This window comes from Burkholderia sp. S171 (assembly GCF_009766085.1).
GTDB lineage: Bacteria > Pseudomonadota > Gammaproteobacteria > Burkholderiales > Burkholderiaceae > Caballeronia.
Window position 1 is genome coordinate 26169 of sequence record NZ_LMUF01000026.1, and the last position, 17896, is coordinate 44064.

Below are 17896 nucleotides of genomic sequence, written 5' to 3' on the forward strand. Positions count from 1 at the left end.
CCGATCCATGATCAAGACTGGTGAAACGCTCCCCGACGAACGCCTCTTCGAATTTATCGATGTAGCGACGGAGGGTTGCGCCGTGGGACCGAACGGTTTCTCGGTACGCGAGCGGACGGCGGGCAAGCGCGTGGTGATCTTCGGATTGCCGGGCGCGTTCACGCCCACCTGTTCCGCTAGGCACGTGCCAGGTTTTATCGACAACGCAGAGAAGCTGGCTGCCGCGGGTATCGATGAAATCTGGTGTGTCTCCGTCAACGACGCGTTCGTCATGAGCGCGTGGGGACGCGATCTTCAAACCTCGGGCAAGGTGAAGATGATCGCCGACGGCAGCGCGCGTTTTACCCGAGCACTCGGCCTGGAGCAGGATTTGTCGGAGCGTGGCATGGGAATTCGCTCCCAGCGTTACGCGATGGTGGTCGAGGACAGCGTGGTCAAGACGCTGAATCTCGAAGCACCCGGCAAGTTTGAAGTCAGCAGCGCTGAGAGCGTACTGGCGACGTTGGGCTGATGTTTCAAGCGATGTTGAGTTGATGTTGGGCTCGTTTCAGGCCGATAAGGCGAGCGTTGTGTTGCATCCGTGCCACACAAAATGACGTTCGCGCGCTCTCTTGAAATGCGCCGCAACAAAGTCGCAACAAAGCCGTAACGCGGTGCCGATGTCCGGGAATGCCTCCATTCCGGTCATCGGCCCGACCCTCCTTGTTTTCGCGTGGCAAAACGTCTGACGTGCCGAAATTACCCGGTAACTTGGAGAAACAAGTTGCAAGGTTCCGCCCGGGACGACGCGAAGCGATTGGAGTATACTTCGCGCTATTGAATACAAATTCACGATTGATTCTCTCAATCGAGAGTCACAATCGAAGCGAAAAAAATCATGTTGAAGCAGCGAACCATTAAAACCATCGTCAAAACTGTCGGGATCGGCCTGCATTCGGGCCGCAAGGTGGATTTGACGCTTCGGCCCGCGCCGGCCAACACCGGTATTGTCTTTGCGCGTATCGACCTGGCTGTGCCGGTGGACATTCCTGTGTCGGCCCTGGCTATCGGCGACACGCGGCTGGCTTCCGTGTTGCAGAAGGACGGCGCGCGCGTGTCGACCATCGAGCATTTGATGTCGGCATGCGCGGGACTGGGTATCGACAATTTGTACGTCGATGTCACGGCTGAAGAAATCCCGATTATGGATGGCAGCGCTGCTTCGTTCGTGTTTCTGATTCAATCGGCGGGCATTGAAGAGCAGAACGCGGCAAAGAAATTCATCAAGGTGACGAAGCCGGTTGAAATCCGCGACGGCGATAAATTCGCGCGTCTCGATCCGTATTTCGGCTTCAAACTGAAATTCACCATCGATTTCCGCCATCCGGCTGTCGATAAGACCGGGCAGGCGCTTGAAGTCGACTTTGCGAATACGTCGTACGTCCGGGATATTGCCCGTGCACGGACGTTCGGTTTTGCGCACGAAGTGGAAATGATGCGGGAACTCGGCTTGGCGCGGGGCGGCAGTATGGACAACGCCATCGTGCTGGACGAATACCGGATTCTGAATAACGACGGTTTGCGTTATGAAGACGAGTTTGTGAAGCACAAGATGCTGGATGCGATTGGTGACTTGTATGTGGTTGGTCATCCGTTGCTGGCGTCGTACGCCGCCTATAAGGGCGGTCACGCAATGAATAACATGCTTCTGCGTGAATTACTGGCGCACGAAGACGCGTACGAAATCGTCACGTTCGAAGACAAGCAAGCGGCACCGCGTGGTTTCGCTTTCGACACCCAGACGGCGTTTGCGTAAAGTATTTAGCAAGTCAGAATAAAATGAGCGGCTGCTTTCGAGCGCCGCTCATTTTTTTTGTGCTTTCGCGTGATGGCGCGCGGCCATTTTCGCGAGCGCTTCCTGAAGCGGCGACGGTTCCAGCGTTTCCGCGAGCGTTTGCAACGCGTCGGCCCCGGCGGCAGACATGCGCGCTTGTTTGGGCGGCACGACGTCTTTCATCGCCTGCGGCCGTACGCGAATCTTCAGAGCATTCACTGCCCAGCCGCGTTGTTGTAAATCCACTAAAAGACGCGGTTCGATGTGCCGGAGGCGGGCGGCGAGCGCGTTATGGCCGGCGAAAAGGGCCAATACGCCGTCTTTAATGAAGCCCGGTTCCACGTTGGATCCAAGATAATCCGGCAGGAGCGCCACCAGATCGCGTTGCAGTGCCGTCACTTGCTCGACGCCGGCACGCAGGGCGAGAAACTCGCTGGTGCGCCCGAGCACCTCCGTCAGCGCTTGCGGCTTGCGCGGATCGAAGCGTGGCGGGGGCCTTGAATTCGGCGGAAATCGGCTCATTTTTCAATCTGTGGGGGCTGGCGGTGATGCGCTGATTGTAACGCTGCGCACCACGCGGCATGGCAGTGCGCTTCCCGGTTTGAAGCGGACGGGCCGCCGCCGGGCCGATGTACCACAAACGATGTGCACGCAAGCTGTATCGGGGGCGCGTGCTAAAATCCCCGATTCGATTTCACCCATGGACTTAAGCCGCCGAGGTTCCCCGAACTGGGACGCAGCCAGCGCGCTCTAAGCCGATACCGCGACGCAGACACTGATCCGATGACCACCGGTTTCCTCCAAAAGTTTTTTGGCAGTCGCAACCAGCGCCTAGTCAAGCAGTACCAAAAGACCGTTGCGGCGATCAATGCTTTCGAGCCGACGATCGAGCAGTACACGGACAAGCAACTGCGCGCGAAGACCGACGAGTTCCGTCAGCGCGTGGCGAGCGGCGAGTCGCTCGACCGGTTGCTGCCCGAAGCGTTCGCGGTGTGCCGTGAGGCCAGCAAACGCGTGCTGAAGATGCGTCACTTCGACGTCCAGCTGATCGGCGGCATGGTGCTGCATTACGGCAAGATCGCGGAAATGCGCACGGGCGAGGGCAAGACGCTCGTTGCCACGCTGGCCGCGTATCTGAACGCGTTGTCCGGACGCGGTGTGCACGTGGTCACGGTGAACGACTATCTCGCGCAACGCGACGCCGAGTGGATGGGCAAGCTCTACAACTTCCTGGGGTTGTCGTGGGGCATCAACCTGTCGCAGATGGAACACGCGCAGAAGCAGGAAGCCTACGCCGCGGACATCACGTACGGCACGAACAACGAGTTCGGCTTCGACTATCTGCGCGACAACATGGTCTACGAGACCCACGCGCGCGTGCAGCGTCCGCTGAATTTCGCGGTGGTCGACGAAGTGGACTCGATTCTTATCGATGAAGCGCGTACGCCGCTAATTATTTCCGGCCAGGCCGAAGATCACACCGAACTCTACGTGCGCATGAACGCACTGCCGCCGCTGCTCGAGCAGCAGATCGGCGAAGAGAAGGCGGACGGCACGGGCGTCGAGAAAGTGGGCGACTACACGCTCGACGAAAAAGCGCGTCAGGTTTTCCTCACGGAACAAGGTCACGAAAAGGCCGAGCGCCTGCTGGCCGAGTGGGGTCTGATCGGTGAAGGCGAGAGCCTTTACGCGGCGCAAAACATCACGTTGATGCACCACGTGTACGCCGCGTTGCGCGCACACACGTTGTTTTTCCGCGACCAGCATTACGTGGTTCAGGCCAATGAAGTCGTGATCGTCGACGAATTCACCGGCCGCATGATGACCGGCCGGCGCTGGTCGGACGGCCTGCATCAGGCCGTGGAAGCGAAGGAACACGTCAAGATCCAGAACGAGAACCAGACGCTCGCGTCCATCACGTTCCAGAATTTTTTCCGCATGTACTCGAAGCTGTCCGGCATGACCGGTACGGCTGACACCGAAGCGTACGAATTCAACGAGATCTACGGCCTGGAAACAGTCGTGATCCCGCCGAACCGTCCGCCGAAGCGCACCGACAAGCAGGATCAGATCTACAAGACGGCCAAGGAACGCTACGACGCCGTGACGCGCGATATCCGCGATTGCGTCGAGCGCGGACAGCCGGTGCTGGTGGGTACCACGTCCATCGAAGCGTCGGAATTGCTGTCGGGCCTGCTCACGCAAGCGGGTCTCAAGCACGAAGTGTTGAACGCCAAGCAGCACGCACGCGAAGCGGCCATTGTCGCGGAAGCGGGGCGGCCGGCTGCGGTCACCATTGCGACCAACATGGCCGGTCGCGGTACGGACATCGTGCTGGGCGGCAATGTGGAGAAGCAGTCGTCGTTTATCGACGCGGACGAATCGCTCTCCGACGAAGAAAAACAACGCCGCATCAAGCATCTCGAAGACGAATGGCAAGCGCTGCACGACCGCGTGAAGGCGTCGGGCGGGCTGCATATCATTGGTACGGAACGGCATGAATCGCGTCGTATCGACAATCAATTGCGCGGACGTGCCGGACGTCAGGGCGATCCGGGTTCATCGCGGTTTTATCTGTCGCTTGACGACCCGCTTTTGCGTATTTTCGCCGGCGATCGCGTCCGGTCGATCATGGACCGCCTGAAGATGCCGGAAGGCGAGGCGATCGAGGCGGGCATTGTCACGCGTTCGATCGAATCGGCGCAGCGCAAAGTGGAAGCGCGCAACTTCGACATTCGCAAGCAATTGCTCGAATATGACGATGTATCGAACGATCAGCGCAAGGTGATCTACCAGCAGCGCAATGAATTGCTCGAAGCGACCGATGTGGCCGAGACCATCACCGCCATGCGTCAGAGCGTGATCACCGAGGTGACGCGCACGTACGTTCCGGCGGCAAGCATTGAAGAGCAATGGAGCGCGCCGGAGCTGGAAGAGGCGCTGCGCAACGAATGGGCGCTCGATCTCGCCGTTCAGGAGATGATCAACGAGTCGAATTCCATCGACGCGGACGAGATTCTGGAAGCCGTGGTCACTGCCGCCGATGAAAGCTACGAGGCGAAGGTCGCGCTGGTCGGACGTGAATCGTTCAGCGCATTCGAGCGTTCGATCATGCTGCAGACGCTCGACAGCCGCTGGCGTGAGCACCTTGCCGCACTGGATCACCTGCGTCAGGGCATCCATCTGCGTGGTTACGCGCAGAAAAACCCGAAGCAGGAATACAAGCGCGAGGCGTTCGAACTGTTCGCCGCCATGCTCGATTCGGTAAAGCAGGAAGTCACGCGGGTCGTGATGAACGTGCAGATCCAGTCGCCGGAACAGCTTGAAGAAGCCGCCGAACAGTATGAAGAGAAGGGCAGTCATCTGGAGAACGTGTCGTTCCAGCACGCTGACTTCGAAGAAGGCGGAGCGGCTGCGGCAGCCGTTGCGGCCAGCGCCACCACGCAGATGATCAATCAGGCGATGGCGTACGGCGACGACACCACGGTTGCCACGCGCGTAGCGACCGACGACGTGCCGAAGGTCGGACGCAACGATCCGTGCCCGTGCGGCAGCGGCAAGAAGTACAAAAACTGTCACGGCAAGCTCGCATAATCGACGGTGGAAGCGCAGTAGCGAGTAACAGGTAGCATTAGAGACAGCGACGCAGCAATGCGTCGTTTGTCTTTGGCAGGCTGGTTTTGGTATCCCCGGACGTCCGTCTTTCAAACAAGTCAGGCTCCGTTTCTTTCATCTCCGTGTCGTTGCGCTTTCTGTGCACCGGCACTCGCCACTTTTAGCGAGTCGCGAACATGGCCGTCAATTTCCCCTCGATCGATCCCGCCCACCTGTTTCCCGTCGCCGGCGTCACGCTAGGCTGGGCCGAGGCGAACATTCGAAAACCGAATCGCAAGGACGTGCTCGTCATACAGATCGAAGAAGGCGCGACGGTCGGCGGCGTGTTCACGCAAAACCGTTTCTGCGCGGCGCCCGTGACGGTCTGTCGCGAGCATCTGGACGCAGTGCGTGCGGGCGCCAAGGGCATTCGTGCGCTGGTGGTGAACACGGGCAACGCGAATGCGGGAACCGGTGAGTCGGGCATGGCGCATACGCGCGAAACGTGTGAGGCGCTGGCCGCACTGCTGGACCTGAAAGCCACGCAGATCCTGCCGTTTTCCACGGGCGTGATTCTCGAGCCGCTGCCGGTTGATCGTTTGAAGGCGGGACTGCCTGCCGCGTTGGCGAATCAAAAGCCTGCTCACTGGTACGACGCCGCGCAAACCATCATGACCACGGATACCTTGCCGAAAGCGGCATCGCGTCTGTTTCAGATCGATGGCCACACGGTCACGCTCTCAGGAATCAGCAAGGGTGCCGGCATGATCCGGCCGAACATGGCGACCATGCTGGGTTTTCTCGCCTGTGACGCCGCCGTCACGCAACCGGTGCTCGATACGCTGATCAAGCATGTTGCCGATCGCTCGTTCAACTGCATCACCATTGACGGCGATACCTCGACGAACGATTCGTTCATCGTGATTGCGTCGGGCAAGTCGTCGTTGCCGTTGATCGCTTCGACAGACTCCGCTGCCTATGTCGCGTTGCGCGATGCCGTGACATCGGTGGCGCAAGAGCTGGCGCAACTGATCGTGCGCGATGGCGAGGGCGCGACCAAGTTCATGACGGTGACGGTGGAAGGCGGCACGAGCGAAGCCGAATGCCGCCTGATCGCGTATGCGATCGGCCATTCACCGCTCGTCAAGACCGCCTTCTACGCGTCCGATCCCAACCTGGGCCGGATTCTCGCGGCTATCGGTTATGCGGGCGTGGCGGATCTCGATGTCAACAAGATCGACCTGTACCTCGACGACGTCCTCGTCGCGAAGAACGGTGGCCGCAATCCTGAATATCGCGAGGAAGACGGGCAGCGCGTGATGAAGAAAAGCGAGATCGCGATCCGCGTGCTGCTAGGCCGCGGTCAAGCCGACGCCACCATCTGGACGTGCGATCTCTCGCACGATTACGTCAGCATCAACGCCGATTACCGCTCCTGACCTCAAATCTCCATGGATAAACTCGAACAATTTCTGACCCGCGCCGAAGCTGTCCTGGCGCGCGTAGAAGGGATGTTGCCGCCGGCACAGCCGGAAATCGACTGGAACAGCGCCGTGGCATTTCGCTGGCGCAAGCGCCAGGGGCGCGGTTTTCTGCAGCCGGTACCGAACCTGTCGCCGTTGTCGCTCGACGATCTTTGCAATATCGAGCGCCAGAAGGGGCTGATCGAGCAGAACACGCGGCAGTTCGTGCGCAAGGCGCCGGCGAACAACGTGCTGCTGACGGGCGCGCGCGGCACCGGCAAGTCATCGCTGATCAAGGCCTGCCTGAATGCGTATCACAAGGAAGGGCTGCGTCTGATCGAAGTCGATAAAGACGATCTCCATGATCTCGGTGACATTGTCGACTTGATTTCTGCGCGGCCGGAACGGTTCATCGTTTTCTGCGACGACCTCTCGTTCGAAGAAGGCGAGTCGGGCTACAAGGCGCTGAAAGTAGCGCTGGACGGCTCGATCTCCGCGCAATCAGACAACGTGCTGATCTACGCGACGTCGAACCGGCGCCATTTGTTGCCCGAATACATGAGCGAAAACGAGACCTACAAACACACGTCCGACGGTGAAATTCATCCCGGCGAAGTGATTGAGGAGAAGATTTCCTTATCCGAACGCTTCGGCCTTTGGGTGAGCTTTTACCCGTTCAAACAGGACGATTACCTGACGATCGTCGGGCACTGGCTGAAGCATTTCGGTTGCGAGGCGGAAGAGATTGCCGGTGCTCGCGGCGACGCCCTTGTGTGGGCGTTGGAACGCGGCTCGCGCTCGGGACGGGTAGCGTGGCAATTCGCCCGCGACTGGTCGGGCCGCAAGGCATGACGGCTTCTACTTCTTCTACTACTACGAGCGGCTCAGACACGGCGCCCGATGGGCGTCGAGTGACGGACGTCGCGGTCGGCGTGCTCGTGCAGCCGGACGGCCGTTATCTGCTGGCTCAGCGTCCGGAAGGCAAGCCGTATGAAGGTTACTGGGAGTTTCCCGGCGGCAAGCTGGAAGCGGGGGAAAGCGTTGAAGCGGCGCTCACGCGGGAATTACATGAGGAATTGGGTATCGATGTGACTGCCTGCGAGCGCTGGCGGACACTCGAGCACGATTACCCCCATGCTTACGTGCGGCTCTATTTCTGCAAGGTGACCGCGTGGAGCGGTGAGCCTGTTGGCCGTGAAGGTCAGGCGCTGGCCTGGCAGCACCTTCCCGCGGACGTCACGCCGTTGTTGCCCGCGGCCATTCCAGTGCTGGAATGGCTTGCTGCTGAAGCGGTTTAGACGTTTCTTTTACTGCGGTCTAGTTCAGGTCGCTATGCGAGTTTTCATCGGGCGGTGTGTCTTGCTGACCGCCGCCGATCTTGTACTTCTCGGTCGCCCAAGCACCGAGATCGATCTGCTTGCAACGGTCTGAACAAAACGGACGAAAGCGACTTTCAGGAATCCAGCGGACGTCCTTCTCGCAAGTCGGGCATTTAACGATAGTGGTCATTCTGCAGAGCGGATTTAAAGAGGTTGAGTTCAGTAAATGGGGTTTTTAAGCCCAACTTAAAGACTGCATAACGTCAGGTGGAACGGGATGTCGGCGTCTACTGCACGTGGCCTCAAATCACCGTCCTGAACCGTAAAGCGCACCCACAGCATGTACTTGTTCGCACTTGCCTCGGGAATCAGGCGCGTGTCGGACGGTACTCGCACCTGCATCAATTGGTAAGTTCGACCTGAAAGCATCTGCTGATAGCTGCCTTGCATTGCCATGACTTTGGACGCCTGGCCCGATTCACGTGCGAGACGCAGCACGATAGTGGCGGCGTCGCGCAACGGCAGCATGGGAGTAACCCATTTCGCGATGTCCCCGCGGCGCTCTTCAGCTGGATTTTGTTGCCACGCGAAGTACGACGGCAGATCGAAGCGGCAGGTTCCACCCGGAATGATTGTACGGCTGCGAATGCTCGCGAGCCATTCGTTATCGGCCAGATGCTGGCCTGTCTTGCCCTGCATCTGCCCGAGGCCGGCCAATGTCTGCTCGATTTCGCCAAGCACCGACTCCAGCGCATCTTGTTCAATGCCGGGATTGCCGCGGAACGGCGCGAGCGTCTGGCGTTGCCGCTCCAGTTCCTTCATCAGGTCCGCTTTCAGATCCGTGCGGCCCGCGACTTCGGCGATCTCGAACAACGTGGTCAGTGCGGCGTGATGTTCGCGCGGGTCTTCTTGAGTCAGAAAGAAGGTGAAACGCTCGAAAAGGTCTTCGAGACGCAGCAGCGTTCTGATTCGCTCGTTGAAGGGGTACTCGTAAAGGATCAAGCGCGCTCGCCTCGGCGTTGGTCGGAAGGTTCGATGGCAGAAAGTGAGGACATTCTAATGCCGCATCAAACTCACGGCAAATCGGCACGTTTAATCACATTTGACGGGCATTTTCAGCGGCGTTCGTGAGGAGTTCGAACGCGTTGCACGCACTTGCTAGGTACGCGGTTTGCTCGTGCCGGACGCCATTGCAACATAGCGTGCGTGCAGGGCGTTCACCTCGCGCTGCAGCGTTTCCAGCATGGCGGCAGAGTCATTGACGACGACGTCGTCGGCGGCCGCCAGGCGTGCTTCACGCGTGGCCTGACGCGCGATGATGGCGAGCACCTGATCGCGAGTGAAGCCATTGCGCCGGATCACGCGCTCGATTTGCGTGTCCACCGGGCAGTCGACCACGAGAATCCGCTCCACCTTGCTCGCGCGTTCGCCCGCTTCAATCAGCAACGGCACCACGACGATGTGATAAGCCCCTTGTGCTGCATTGCGTTGACGCTCGCTTTCAGCGCGGATCAAGGGATGCGTGATGGATTCGAGTTGCGCTTTGGCGGTGTTATCGGAGAAAACGCGGGTGCGCATTTTTGCCCGATCCAGCGAACCGTCGGCGGCGACGTATTCCGGGCCGAACGTGCTTTTGATCAGCGGCATTGCAACGCCGCCCGGCGCGGTGATCTGGTGCGCGATCAGGTCCGTGTCGATAACGGGCACACCGCGCGCGGCGAACATGTCCGCCACAGTGGTCTTGCCGCTGCCAATCCCGCCGGTCAAGCCGATGCTGAACATCGTTCAACTCCCTTTTCGCTGCGCTGCGCTTCGTTTAGTCTTATCCGCCGAACATTGCGTAAAGCGGCGTACCGAAAAATAACGTAATCACGCCGCCTGCCGCGAGAAACGGCCCGAACGGCAGCGGTTCCTCAAATCGCATCTTGCCAATACCTGTTGCGGCCAGTCCGAAGATGGCGCCCGCTATCGCCGACACCAGTACCACCTGCGGCAGCGCTTGCCAGCCAAGCCACGCGCCCAGCGCGCCCAGCAGCTTGAAGTCGCCGTAACCCATGCCTTCCACGCCGCGTACGAGCCTGAACAGCCAATACACGCACCAGAGAAACAGATAACCCGCGATCGCACCAATCACCGCTTCGTGCAGCGGGACGAACGCAGTGTCGCCGAGATTGACGATCAGGCCAGCCCACAGCAGCGGTAGGGTCAGCATGTCAGGCAGATAGCGGGTATCGAAGTCGATCAGGCTCGCCGCCAGCAGCGTCGCGCATAAACCGAACGCGGCGAGCGCGATCAGCGTGGGTCCGAACGCAAACAGCGATAGCGCGGCAAACAGCGCGGTGGCCAGTTCGGTCAGCGGATAACGCGCGCTTACGCGTGCGTTGCATTTCGCGCAACGGCCGCGCAGCAGCACGTAACTCGCGACAGGAATATTTTCCCACGCACGCAACACGTGGCCGCAATGCGGGCAAGCGCTGCGAGGCACTGCGAGGTTGTAGCGGGCGGGCGGCGCGTGTTTATGGGCGTCGTCCTCGCTGTCGATAGCGTTCTCCGCTTTCCACGCGCGTTCCAGCATGATCGGCAGGCGGTGCACGACGACGGTCAGAAAACTGCCGATTACCAGCCCGAAGACGATCGCGAAACCGTACTGCGCCGCGAGCGGCAAAGCGCCGAATGCGGAACCGTAAGCGTCGAGATAGCGGCCTGAAAACTCCGCCTGATACAAAGGCTGCATGGCTGTCCTGGGTTGATTTCGGCTGCGATCCTACACCACCTACACCACATTCCCGAGTTGAACGATCGGAAGATACATGGCGACTACGAGGCCGCCCACCAATGCACCGAGCACCACGATCACAACCGGTTCGCACAGGCTCGCGAATGCGCTGGTCTGTTCGTCCACCTGACGGTCGCCCAGTGTAGCGAGATCGAGCAGCATCGCGTCTAGCGAACCGGATTCCTCGGCCACGGCGATAGGCTGCACCACTTCTGGCGGAAAGCAGCCGACCGCGCGCATGGCGGCGGCGAGCCGCTTGCCATGTCGAAGGCGCGTGGCGATCTCGACAGTAGCGGTATCGAAGATACGGTTGCCCGTGGCGCTCGCCAAGGAGTCGAATGCATCCGATAACGGTGTGCCCGCCGCCAGTAACGTGCCGAGCGCCCGGCTCCAGCGTGCCACAGCCAACGCGCGCAGGAGGGATCCGGCGAGTGGCAGCTTCAGCATGGCGCGGTCAAACGCGCTTCTCGCTGCGGGGACGCGTCGCAGGAGTCGCTTGAACGCGATGCCGGACACCACGCAAAAGAGCGCGAACGGTCCGCACCAGCGCGCGACGCCATCCGATAACGCGAGCACGAACAAGGTCGGTGCCGGCAATTTAGCGCCGAAACCATCGAAGATGGTCTTGAAGGTCGGCACCACGCCAATCAGCAATCCCGCGGTAATGGCAAGCGACAACAACAGCACCACGACCGGATAGGTCAGCGCGGCGCGCAGTTTCGCCCGTTGAGCGCCCGCCCGTTCGCGGTCTTCGGCGAGCCGCGCGAGCACGACTGGCAACGCGCCTGCCACCTCGCCGACGGCAACCAGCTGGCAATACAGCGAGTTGAAACAGGCAGGATGACGCGCGAGCGCTTCCGAGAACGCGACGCCCTGCGTGATATCCCGTGCAACCGATCCCACGATGCGTGGCAGGCCACCGCGCGAAGGGATCGGCGATGAGATCCAGCGACGAAGCAAGCGGTAAGCCAGCGCGCAGCAAGCCGGCGAGTTGCCGCGTGAACAGTGTGACTTCGGCAGCCCGGGCTTTGGGAGGAGGCGCCGAACCGAGCGCGGTGAGTTCCAGCACGGTGACACCGGCGCGTTTTAGCGCAGCGCGCGCACGGGTTGAATCCGAGGCGATCGTCTTGCCGCGTTTGTCCGCGCCGTTTGCGTCAATGCCTCGCCAGCCAAAGCGCGTATCGAAGGAGAGTGGGCTCATGGTCATGTGAGCTCCGTGGCGTCGGCGGCTTCCGCTACGCTTGTCACGCCTTCGCGTACACGTGCGAAGGCAGCGTCGCGCAGGCTTGGCATGCCCTCACTTTGTGCTTGCCGTGTGACGGCGTGCGTGGCGGTGCGTGCGACGATCAGTTCGCGCAATGTGTCGGAGACAGGCATCAGTTGATGCACGCCCACTCGGCCGCGATAACCAATGCCATGGCACGCGGCACAGCCACGGGGCTCGAACGGTTTGAAGCCCGGCTCGAACTCCAGGTCTGAAGGCAAGCGGCAAGCGTCGCATAGCCGCCGCACCAGCCGTTGCGCCGTAACAAGCCTCAGCGCCGACGCCAGGTTGTACGGCGCAATGCCAATATCGATCAATCGTGCGATGGCTGCAGGTGCGTCGTTGGTATGCAGCGTGGAGAGCACGAGATGGCCAGTTTGCGCGGCCTTCACGGCGACGTCGGCGGTTTCGGCATCGCGGATTTCGCCGACCATGATCACGTCCGGGTCTTGTCGCATGAATGCGCGCAGCGCGACCGCGAAAGTGAGGCCCGCTTTGTCGCGGACACTGACCTGATTGATACCGGCAAGCTGGATTTCGGCGGGATCTTCGACCGAACAGACGTTGCGCGACTCCGCGTTGAGCATCTGCAAAAAGCAATACAGCGACAGGGTTTTGCCGCTGCCAGTGGGGCCGGTGACCAGCACGAGTCCGTGCGGCGCGTGGATCGCGGCTTCCACGGTCTTCTGCTGATCGGGGGCGAGCCCGAGCGCTGCCAGCGACAGATCCGCCGGCAGTGATTCCAAGCGGCGCAACACCAGCTTTTCACCGAACAGGACCGGCAGCGAATTCACGCGATAGTCTTCCGGATTCCCGTTCGCCAGCGGCAACCGCAAACGTCCGTCCTGCGGCACGCGCCGCTCGGCTATGTCCATGCGCGCCAGCACCTTGATCCGCGTGACGAAAGCATCGCGCAAATGCGGTGGTGGCTTGAGAAAGACGTGCAGCGCACCGTCAATACGCAAGCGGATACGCCACTCGTGCTCGCCCGGTTCGACGTGAATATCGGAGGCGCCGCGTGCAGCTGCTTCGCGCAGGGTATCGGTGAGTAACGCAACGGCGGGTGCGTTGTCGACGTCCGGAATTGCATCGGCGGGGCGCGCCGAAAGCGGCGACGCGGGCCGCGAAAAAGTAACGGGAAGAGCGGACGGCATGGGCATGGCTCGGTGAACGGGATGCCCCGATCTTGTCCTTCCACGTGCCTCTTTCCAACTCGTCCGAACGGCTAACGCTTAGCATCGCTAAAAAGCTGGCCGAACGGCTAACGCGGTCCGGCAGGTGATACATGGGGGGAAACGGCGCAAGCTGGTGCAACCAGAAGCCCAATGCGAAACCTGAGCTGTCCATGAACCCAACTTCGTTACTACCCTTGCTTTCTCAGCACCACGCCTTGCGGCCGGAATATTTTCACGGTGCGGATCGCCTGGTCGTCGCTGCGCATGACTTCGAAGTGCACGCCTGCAATACGCACGCTCACGTCGCCGTCCGGAATCTCTTCCAGCGTCTCGAGGATCAGGCCGTTGAGTGTCTTCGGGCCGTCGGTGGGAAGCGTCAGCTTCAGCCAGCGGTTCAACTCACGCAACGGCATGCTGCCCGCAACGATGCATTCGCCTTCCTCGTTCCAGCCGCTACGCGAACCGGCTCCGCGTGGAATGGTCGTGGTGAACTCGCCAATCAATTCTTCAATGATGTCTTCCGGCGTCACCAGTCCCTGAAGCTCGCCATATTCGTTCACCACAATCGCAATTCGATGCCGGCTTTCCTGAAAGAATTGCAGTTGTTGAAACACGGGCGTGCCTGCCGGAACGAAGTACGGTTCGGCCAACAGTTCGCGCAAGGTCTCGCGCTCGAATTCCTGGTTATGCAGCGCCGAGAGCGTCTTTCTCACGTGCAGAACACCCAGCACGCGATCGATGTCGCCCTGATAAACCACCAGCTTGTTGTGATAGCAGGTTTCGAGCTGATGCAGGATGGTGTCGAAAGGGGCATCGAAATCCAGTGCTTCAATCCGGCGGCGCGGGATCATCACGTCGTCGACAGTGATGTTCTCCAGGTCGAACAGGTTCAGCAAGATGCTGCGGTGCTTGGTCGGCATGAAATTGCCCGATTCCAGCACGATGGTGCGCAATTCTTCGGTGGAAAGCCGCTGGTCCCGGCCGCCTTTCGTATTGATGTGCAAAACCCTCAGCACGCCGTTCGCGAACAGGTTGACGAACCAGACAAGCGGCCTCGCCACGCGCATCAAAGGCGACAAAATCAGGCTCGCCGGAAGCGCAACTTTTTCCGGATACGTCGCGCCTACAATCTTCGGCGCAATCTCTGCAAACACAATGATGAGGAACGCAACAACCCCGGTCGTCACCGACAGCACCAGATTGTTATGGCCGAAAGTGCGCAGCGCGATGGACGTTGTCAGTACCGGAATGATCGTGTTGATCAGATTGTTGCCAATCAGGATCACGCTCAGCAGTTGATCGGTCTTGGCAAGCAGGCCCTGCGTGACGCGAGCACGCAGCGAACCCTGGTTGGCGAGGTGTTTCAGCCGATGGCGATTGAGCGCCATCATCGACGTTTCGGAAATCGAGAAGAATGCGGAGAGAAACAGCAGCAGGAAAATGGCGCAGATTTGCGCCCATAAGGGAATGTGGTCCACGCGCGATCTGGAAAGGGAGGATGGGAAAGACTATAGCAGAGCAGAAAGCGATTGCTTCTCTTGCTCGACAAGCCTTCCGGACGATAGTTCGACCTGCCCCGTCCTCCCCCAGTGATTACTGACTACAACTGAAACTCGCGGCTGAATTGACGTCACCGCCGGTGTATTTCGGCCAGGTCGGGTAACGGCACAGGGGCCGCGTGCGTCCGGCAGTCGCAGCAGTCGAGTCTGTGACGGTAAGCGTTTCCGGCGTGGTGCCGTTTTCCACCCATTGTTCCAGCGCGCCAAGCGAGTCGACTTGCGGCAGGAACGGTCCGGTGCCGTGGCCAACACCTGGCATCAGGTAGAAGCGCACGAAACTATCGACGGAAGTCTGGCCGAACTTCTGCACGAGCGCGTTGTAGTAGTCCACCGACGAATCCGTGCTGACGATTTCATCGGCGAGACCGTGGGTGATGATCGCTTTGCCGCCCTTGGCGATGAACGCCGAGAGGTCGGGATTGGTGGCATCGCTTTCAGCCGAGACTTGCTGGACTTGCGCCTGGTACGTGCCTGGATTCAGCGGGTCGAAGGTGAGTGAATTGAACGTAGGGATACGCGTGATGAAGTACTTCACCCACTGGTCGCCCGTGACCCACTGGTTCGCGTCGTTCTTGCCGGCCGGGTTGGCCGGTACGGGTGAAGTGCCGAAGTTGCGTGTGGTGTACTGACCGGCGAAAACGGATCCGGCGAGGATGTTGTACCCGGCGTATTGCGTGACGCCGTTCGCGAGCGGATAGGGCAGCTGTAATGGCGAGGCAATGGTGTTCACGGTCGCAATCTGCGCGTCGGAGAGACACGTGTCTCCCGTATCCTTGCCGGCCGCGCAGCGCAGGGCGGCGAGCACGGCAGGCGCTTGCAGCTTGCATGCCGCGACGTTCGAGATGATGCCGTCCGCTACACCGTCGAGCGTGTCGCAGGCTTTCGTTATGGCGTTCTCGAGCAGCACGGTCTTGTTCACGTCGAGCCAGCCCGCGCCGCCATTCAGATAAAGCGCCCGGCCAAGCACCACGTTGGAAAGCCGCAGACCCGTGTAGTTCAGCGCGGGCCGGTTGACGACAATGCCGTCGTAGTCGGCGGGCCAGCGCTGGATCACGGTGAGGCCGTCGCGGCCGCCGGTCGAGCTGCCGAAGAAATACGTTTTCGTGGGCGCCGCGCCGTAACGCGCCTTTAGCAACAGCATGGCGACGTCGTGGGTCTTTTTCAGCGTGAGGCCGCCGTAGTTGGCGAGCGCTTCGTCGTTCGCGGCGAACGAGCCGTCGGTGATGCTTTTGCTCTGGTGACCGGAGTCATCGCCGAAGGTCACATAGCCGCGGGCCAGCGGTGTCGACGAACCGGCGGGCGCCATGTCGAGTGCGGCAAGGCCGGTGATGAGCGTGCCGTCGAAACCGCCGCCGCCGTATTGCAGCGCCTTTTTGTTCCACGTCGTCGGCAAGTTGACTTCGAAATTGATGTTCGGCGCGGTCGTATCGACGGGTGTAATGGTGCCGTTCACCTGGCAATACTCGCCGGACGTACTCGACGCCGCGACCAGTGTTGTGCTCGCGACCGTTGCGCCGTTGCTGGGCACGCCTATCGACGTCGCCGCAATCTTGGTTCCGCCGAGCGCCGAGCATGCCGCGGCGGACGAAATAGGCGGCGTGGGCGGCGGGTTGTCGTTATTCGACGATGAACCGCCGCAACCGGCCAGCGCAACGACGACAAGCGATACGCCGCAAGCGGCGAGGGTGTTTTTCATGATGCTGTCTCCGTATGTTTATTAACTACTGCTTCCATCGGGAAAACGAATCAAACGATCAACCGAAAAACGAATCAAACGAGCCAACCAAACGCCTGCCGATAAACCGATAAACCGATAAACCGACAAAGAAACGAACGGCATACCGTCCGGACGACAGCAGTCCCGTCGCCGAGGCAACGTTCTTGAATGTCGCGATGCATTGCGCAGTGTCTAGTCCGTCGCGCCGGCTGTCGATGAATCGACCACGTTCGAGAGCCGTTGTGCGTCGAACAAGGCCCGCACGCCTTCGTGCGAACCGAGCATCGCTGCGCCGTTGTGACCTACGCCGGCGACTTCCCAACAGCGATGTCCAAGCCCTGAGTGGCGGGCCTTGAGGTACGAAAAATAAGAACGTCCACGCGCGAGCCGATGGGAGCCTTGCGCTGCTGCCGCACATGAACGGTCGAGCGCGTCATGGTGCGGGTCGCAATCCTCCTGGCCTAGAAGGTAGATAACGTCTCTCGCTGCGTAACGTGTTTCGAGCGCGCCGAATGACGCGGAATTTGCGTAGCGCGGCGCGCGCCGCACGCCGTACTTCCAGTCGTCCACGCCGGGGCACTCGGTGGTATTGGCGGGACGCAGAACGCCGTCCGCGTAGGGGCGCATCGAGTCGAAGTACACATACGACGATGGATTCGCGATCACGTACCGGCACTGCACGCCAGGCACGTTACAGCCCGCGCCCACGATCGCGTACCGGTGCGCGACCTGTGCGCCGCCCGAATGCCCGGCGACCACGACTTCGCGCAGAGCCGGATAACGCGCAAGATCCGCGAATTGCGCGATGAATGCATCGAGGACATCGAAGGAACTGAGCGGCACCGGGCCGAGCGCGTCGTCGCCGCCCATCCATGAGGTCCATTCCCAGTGCAATGTGTCAGCGGATAAGCCGTGCGCGGCAATATCCGCGATGGCCAGGAACTGCGGTACGAGCAGCAAGGTATGGGCGGCATCGGTCGACGCCGCCGCCAGCGCACGTTGCGCCGAGAGCAGATAAGCATCGGCATCGCGCAACCGGCCGTGCAGCAGGATCACGATGCGCGAGACGTTCGCAGCATCTCGTTCCTCTATCGAGCGATAAAACGGCACAGTACCCGCGCCGCGCGACATAACCACGCGCAGCCGTTCGTTGCCGACTGCGCTAACCGGCCGCTCATTGCGAGGTTTAGGGAAGGAAGGGAGCACAACAGTCATG

The 17896-nt window shown here is 60.5% G+C and carries 15 protein-coding genes and 1 pseudogene; 6 read left to right on the forward strand and 10 right to left on the reverse strand.

The features are described from left to right. Positions 1-7: 7 nt before the first annotated feature. Together GSQ93_RS12270 and lpxC are read left to right on the forward strand one after the other, a co-directional pair. Positions 8-511, forward strand: a complete 504-nt coding sequence (locus tag GSQ93_RS12270; RefSeq protein WP_089162464.1) for a peroxiredoxin — start codon at positions 8-10, stop codon at positions 509-511. A 366-nt stretch (positions 512-877) separates the two neighbouring features. After that, complete coding sequence (gene lpxC / locus GSQ93_RS12275) at positions 878-1795, forward strand: UDP-3-O-acyl-N-acetylglucosamine deacetylase (RefSeq protein WP_158935918.1); 918 nt, start codon at positions 878-880, stop codon at positions 1793-1795. Between the two features lie 48 nt (positions 1796-1843). On the opposite strand, the gene GSQ93_RS12280 is transcribed toward lpxC, so the two are convergent. Then, positions 1844-2335 (reverse strand): DciA family protein, encoded by a 492-nt coding sequence (locus GSQ93_RS12280; RefSeq protein WP_158935919.1) that lies wholly within the window; start codon positions 2333-2335, stop codon positions 1844-1846. Positions 2336-2596: 261 nt separating this feature from the next. Between GSQ93_RS12280 and secA the strand changes: the two genes are divergently transcribed. The 4 genes from secA (at position 2597) to GSQ93_RS12300 (ending at position 8168) form a co-directional block, all read left to right on the forward strand. Further along, complete coding sequence (secA, locus tag GSQ93_RS12285) at positions 2597-5407, forward strand: preprotein translocase subunit SecA (protein WP_158935920.1); 2811 nt, start codon at positions 2597-2599, stop codon at positions 5405-5407. A gap of 197 nt (positions 5408-5604) precedes the next feature. Then, on the forward strand, positions 5605-6846 hold the full coding sequence (gene argJ, locus GSQ93_RS12290) for a bifunctional glutamate N-acetyltransferase/amino-acid acetyltransferase ArgJ (RefSeq protein WP_158935921.1): 1242 nt from the start codon (positions 5605-5607) through the stop codon (positions 6844-6846). Between the two features lie 12 nt (positions 6847-6858). After that, a complete protein-coding gene (locus GSQ93_RS12295; protein ID WP_158935922.1) occupies positions 6859-7722 on the forward strand; it encodes an ATP-binding protein in 864 nt (287 codons plus the stop codon). Beyond that, positions 7719-8168, forward strand: a complete 450-nt coding sequence (locus tag GSQ93_RS12300) for an NUDIX domain-containing protein (RefSeq protein WP_158936110.1) — start codon at positions 7719-7721, stop codon at positions 8166-8168. Before GSQ93_RS12295 ends, GSQ93_RS12300 begins: the two co-directional genes overlap by 4 nt. A gap of 19 nt (positions 8169-8187) precedes the next feature. Here the strand turns inward: GSQ93_RS12300 and yacG are convergent, their stop codons facing one another. The 9 genes and pseudogenes from yacG to GSQ93_RS12345 all read right to left on the reverse strand — a co-directional run bounded on the left by yacG (position 8188) and on the right by GSQ93_RS12345 (position 17895). After that, a complete protein-coding gene (gene yacG / locus GSQ93_RS12305) occupies positions 8188-8379 on the reverse strand; it encodes a DNA gyrase inhibitor YacG (protein ID WP_158935923.1) in 192 nt (63 codons plus the stop codon). Between the two features lie 56 nt (positions 8380-8435). After that, a complete protein-coding gene (gene zapD, locus GSQ93_RS12310; protein ID WP_031360708.1) occupies positions 8436-9191 on the reverse strand; it encodes a cell division protein ZapD in 756 nt (251 codons plus the stop codon). A 156-nt stretch (positions 9192-9347) separates the two neighbouring features. After that, on the reverse strand, positions 9348-9971 hold the full coding sequence (coaE, locus tag GSQ93_RS12315; protein WP_158935924.1) for a dephospho-CoA kinase: 624 nt from the start codon (positions 9969-9971) through the stop codon (positions 9348-9350). 40 nt (positions 9972-10011) lie between these two features. Then, positions 10012-10923, reverse strand: a complete 912-nt coding sequence (locus tag GSQ93_RS12320; RefSeq protein WP_158935925.1) for an A24 family peptidase — start codon at positions 10921-10923, stop codon at positions 10012-10014. 39 nt (positions 10924-10962) lie between these two features. Next, positions 10963-12172 (reverse strand): annotated as a pseudogene (locus GSQ93_RS12325) (type II secretion system F family protein). After that, complete coding sequence (locus GSQ93_RS12330) at positions 12169-13383, reverse strand: GspE/PulE family protein (RefSeq protein WP_158935926.1); 1215 nt, start codon at positions 13381-13383, stop codon at positions 12169-12171. The pseudogene GSQ93_RS12325 and the gene GSQ93_RS12330 overlap by 4 nt, the downstream one beginning before the upstream one ends. Positions 13384-13592: 209 nt before the next feature. Beyond that, positions 13593-14882, reverse strand: coding sequence for an HlyC/CorC family transporter (locus GSQ93_RS12335; protein ID WP_158935927.1), 1290 nt, complete (start codon positions 14880-14882; stop codon positions 13593-13595). A 115-nt stretch (positions 14883-14997) separates the two neighbouring features. Continuing rightward, the gene (locus GSQ93_RS12340) at positions 14998-16659 is read right to left on the reverse strand and encodes a tannase/feruloyl esterase family alpha/beta hydrolase (RefSeq protein WP_158935929.1); all 1662 of its coding nucleotides are present in this window, start codon (positions 16657-16659) and stop codon (positions 14998-15000) included. 213 nt (positions 16660-16872) lie between these two features. Beyond that, on the reverse strand, positions 16873-17895 hold the full coding sequence (locus tag GSQ93_RS12345; RefSeq protein WP_158935930.1) for a hypothetical protein: 1023 nt from the start codon (positions 17893-17895) through the stop codon (positions 16873-16875). Position 17896 lies beyond the last annotated feature (1 nt).

Bases quoted from the DNA above. Each gene is read 5' to 3' on its own strand.
- GSQ93_RS12270 (WP_089162464.1), top strand. From the start codon at position 8: ATGATCAAGACTGGTGAAACGCTCCCCGACGAACGCCTCTTCGAATTT.
- lpxC (WP_158935918.1), top strand. From the start codon at position 878: ATGTTGAAGCAGCGAACCATTAAAACCATCGTCAAAACTGTCGGGATC.
- GSQ93_RS12280 (WP_158935919.1), bottom strand. From the start codon at position 2,335: ATGAGCCGATTTCCGCCGAATTCAAGGCCCCCGCCACGCTTCGATCCG.
- secA (WP_158935920.1), top strand. From the start codon at position 2,597: ATGACCACCGGTTTCCTCCAAAAGTTTTTTGGCAGTCGCAACCAGCGC.
- argJ (WP_158935921.1), top strand. From the start codon at position 5,605: ATGGCCGTCAATTTCCCCTCGATCGATCCCGCCCACCTGTTTCCCGTC.
- GSQ93_RS12295 (WP_158935922.1), top strand. From the start codon at position 6,859: ATGGATAAACTCGAACAATTTCTGACCCGCGCCGAAGCTGTCCTGGCG.
- GSQ93_RS12300 (WP_158936110.1), top strand. From the start codon at position 7,719: ATGACGGCTTCTACTTCTTCTACTACTACGAGCGGCTCAGACACGGCG.
- yacG (WP_158935923.1), bottom strand. From the start codon at position 8,379: ATGACCACTATCGTTAAATGCCCGACTTGCGAGAAGGACGTCCGCTGG.
- coaE (WP_158935924.1), bottom strand. From the start codon at position 9,971: ATGTTCAGCATCGGCTTGACCGGCGGGATTGGCAGCGGCAAGACCACT.
- GSQ93_RS12320 (WP_158935925.1), bottom strand. From the start codon at position 10,923: ATGCAGCCTTTGTATCAGGCGGAGTTTTCAGGCCGCTATCTCGACGCT.
- GSQ93_RS12330 (WP_158935926.1), bottom strand. From the start codon at position 13,383: ATGCCGTCCGCTCTTCCCGTTACTTTTTCGCGGCCCGCGTCGCCGCTT.
- GSQ93_RS12340 (WP_158935929.1), bottom strand. From the start codon at position 16,659: ATGAAAAACACCCTCGCCGCTTGCGGCGTATCGCTTGTCGTCGTTGCG.
- GSQ93_RS12345 (WP_158935930.1), bottom strand. From the start codon at position 17,895: ATGACTGTTGTGCTCCCTTCCTTCCCTAAACCTCGCAATGAGCGGCCG.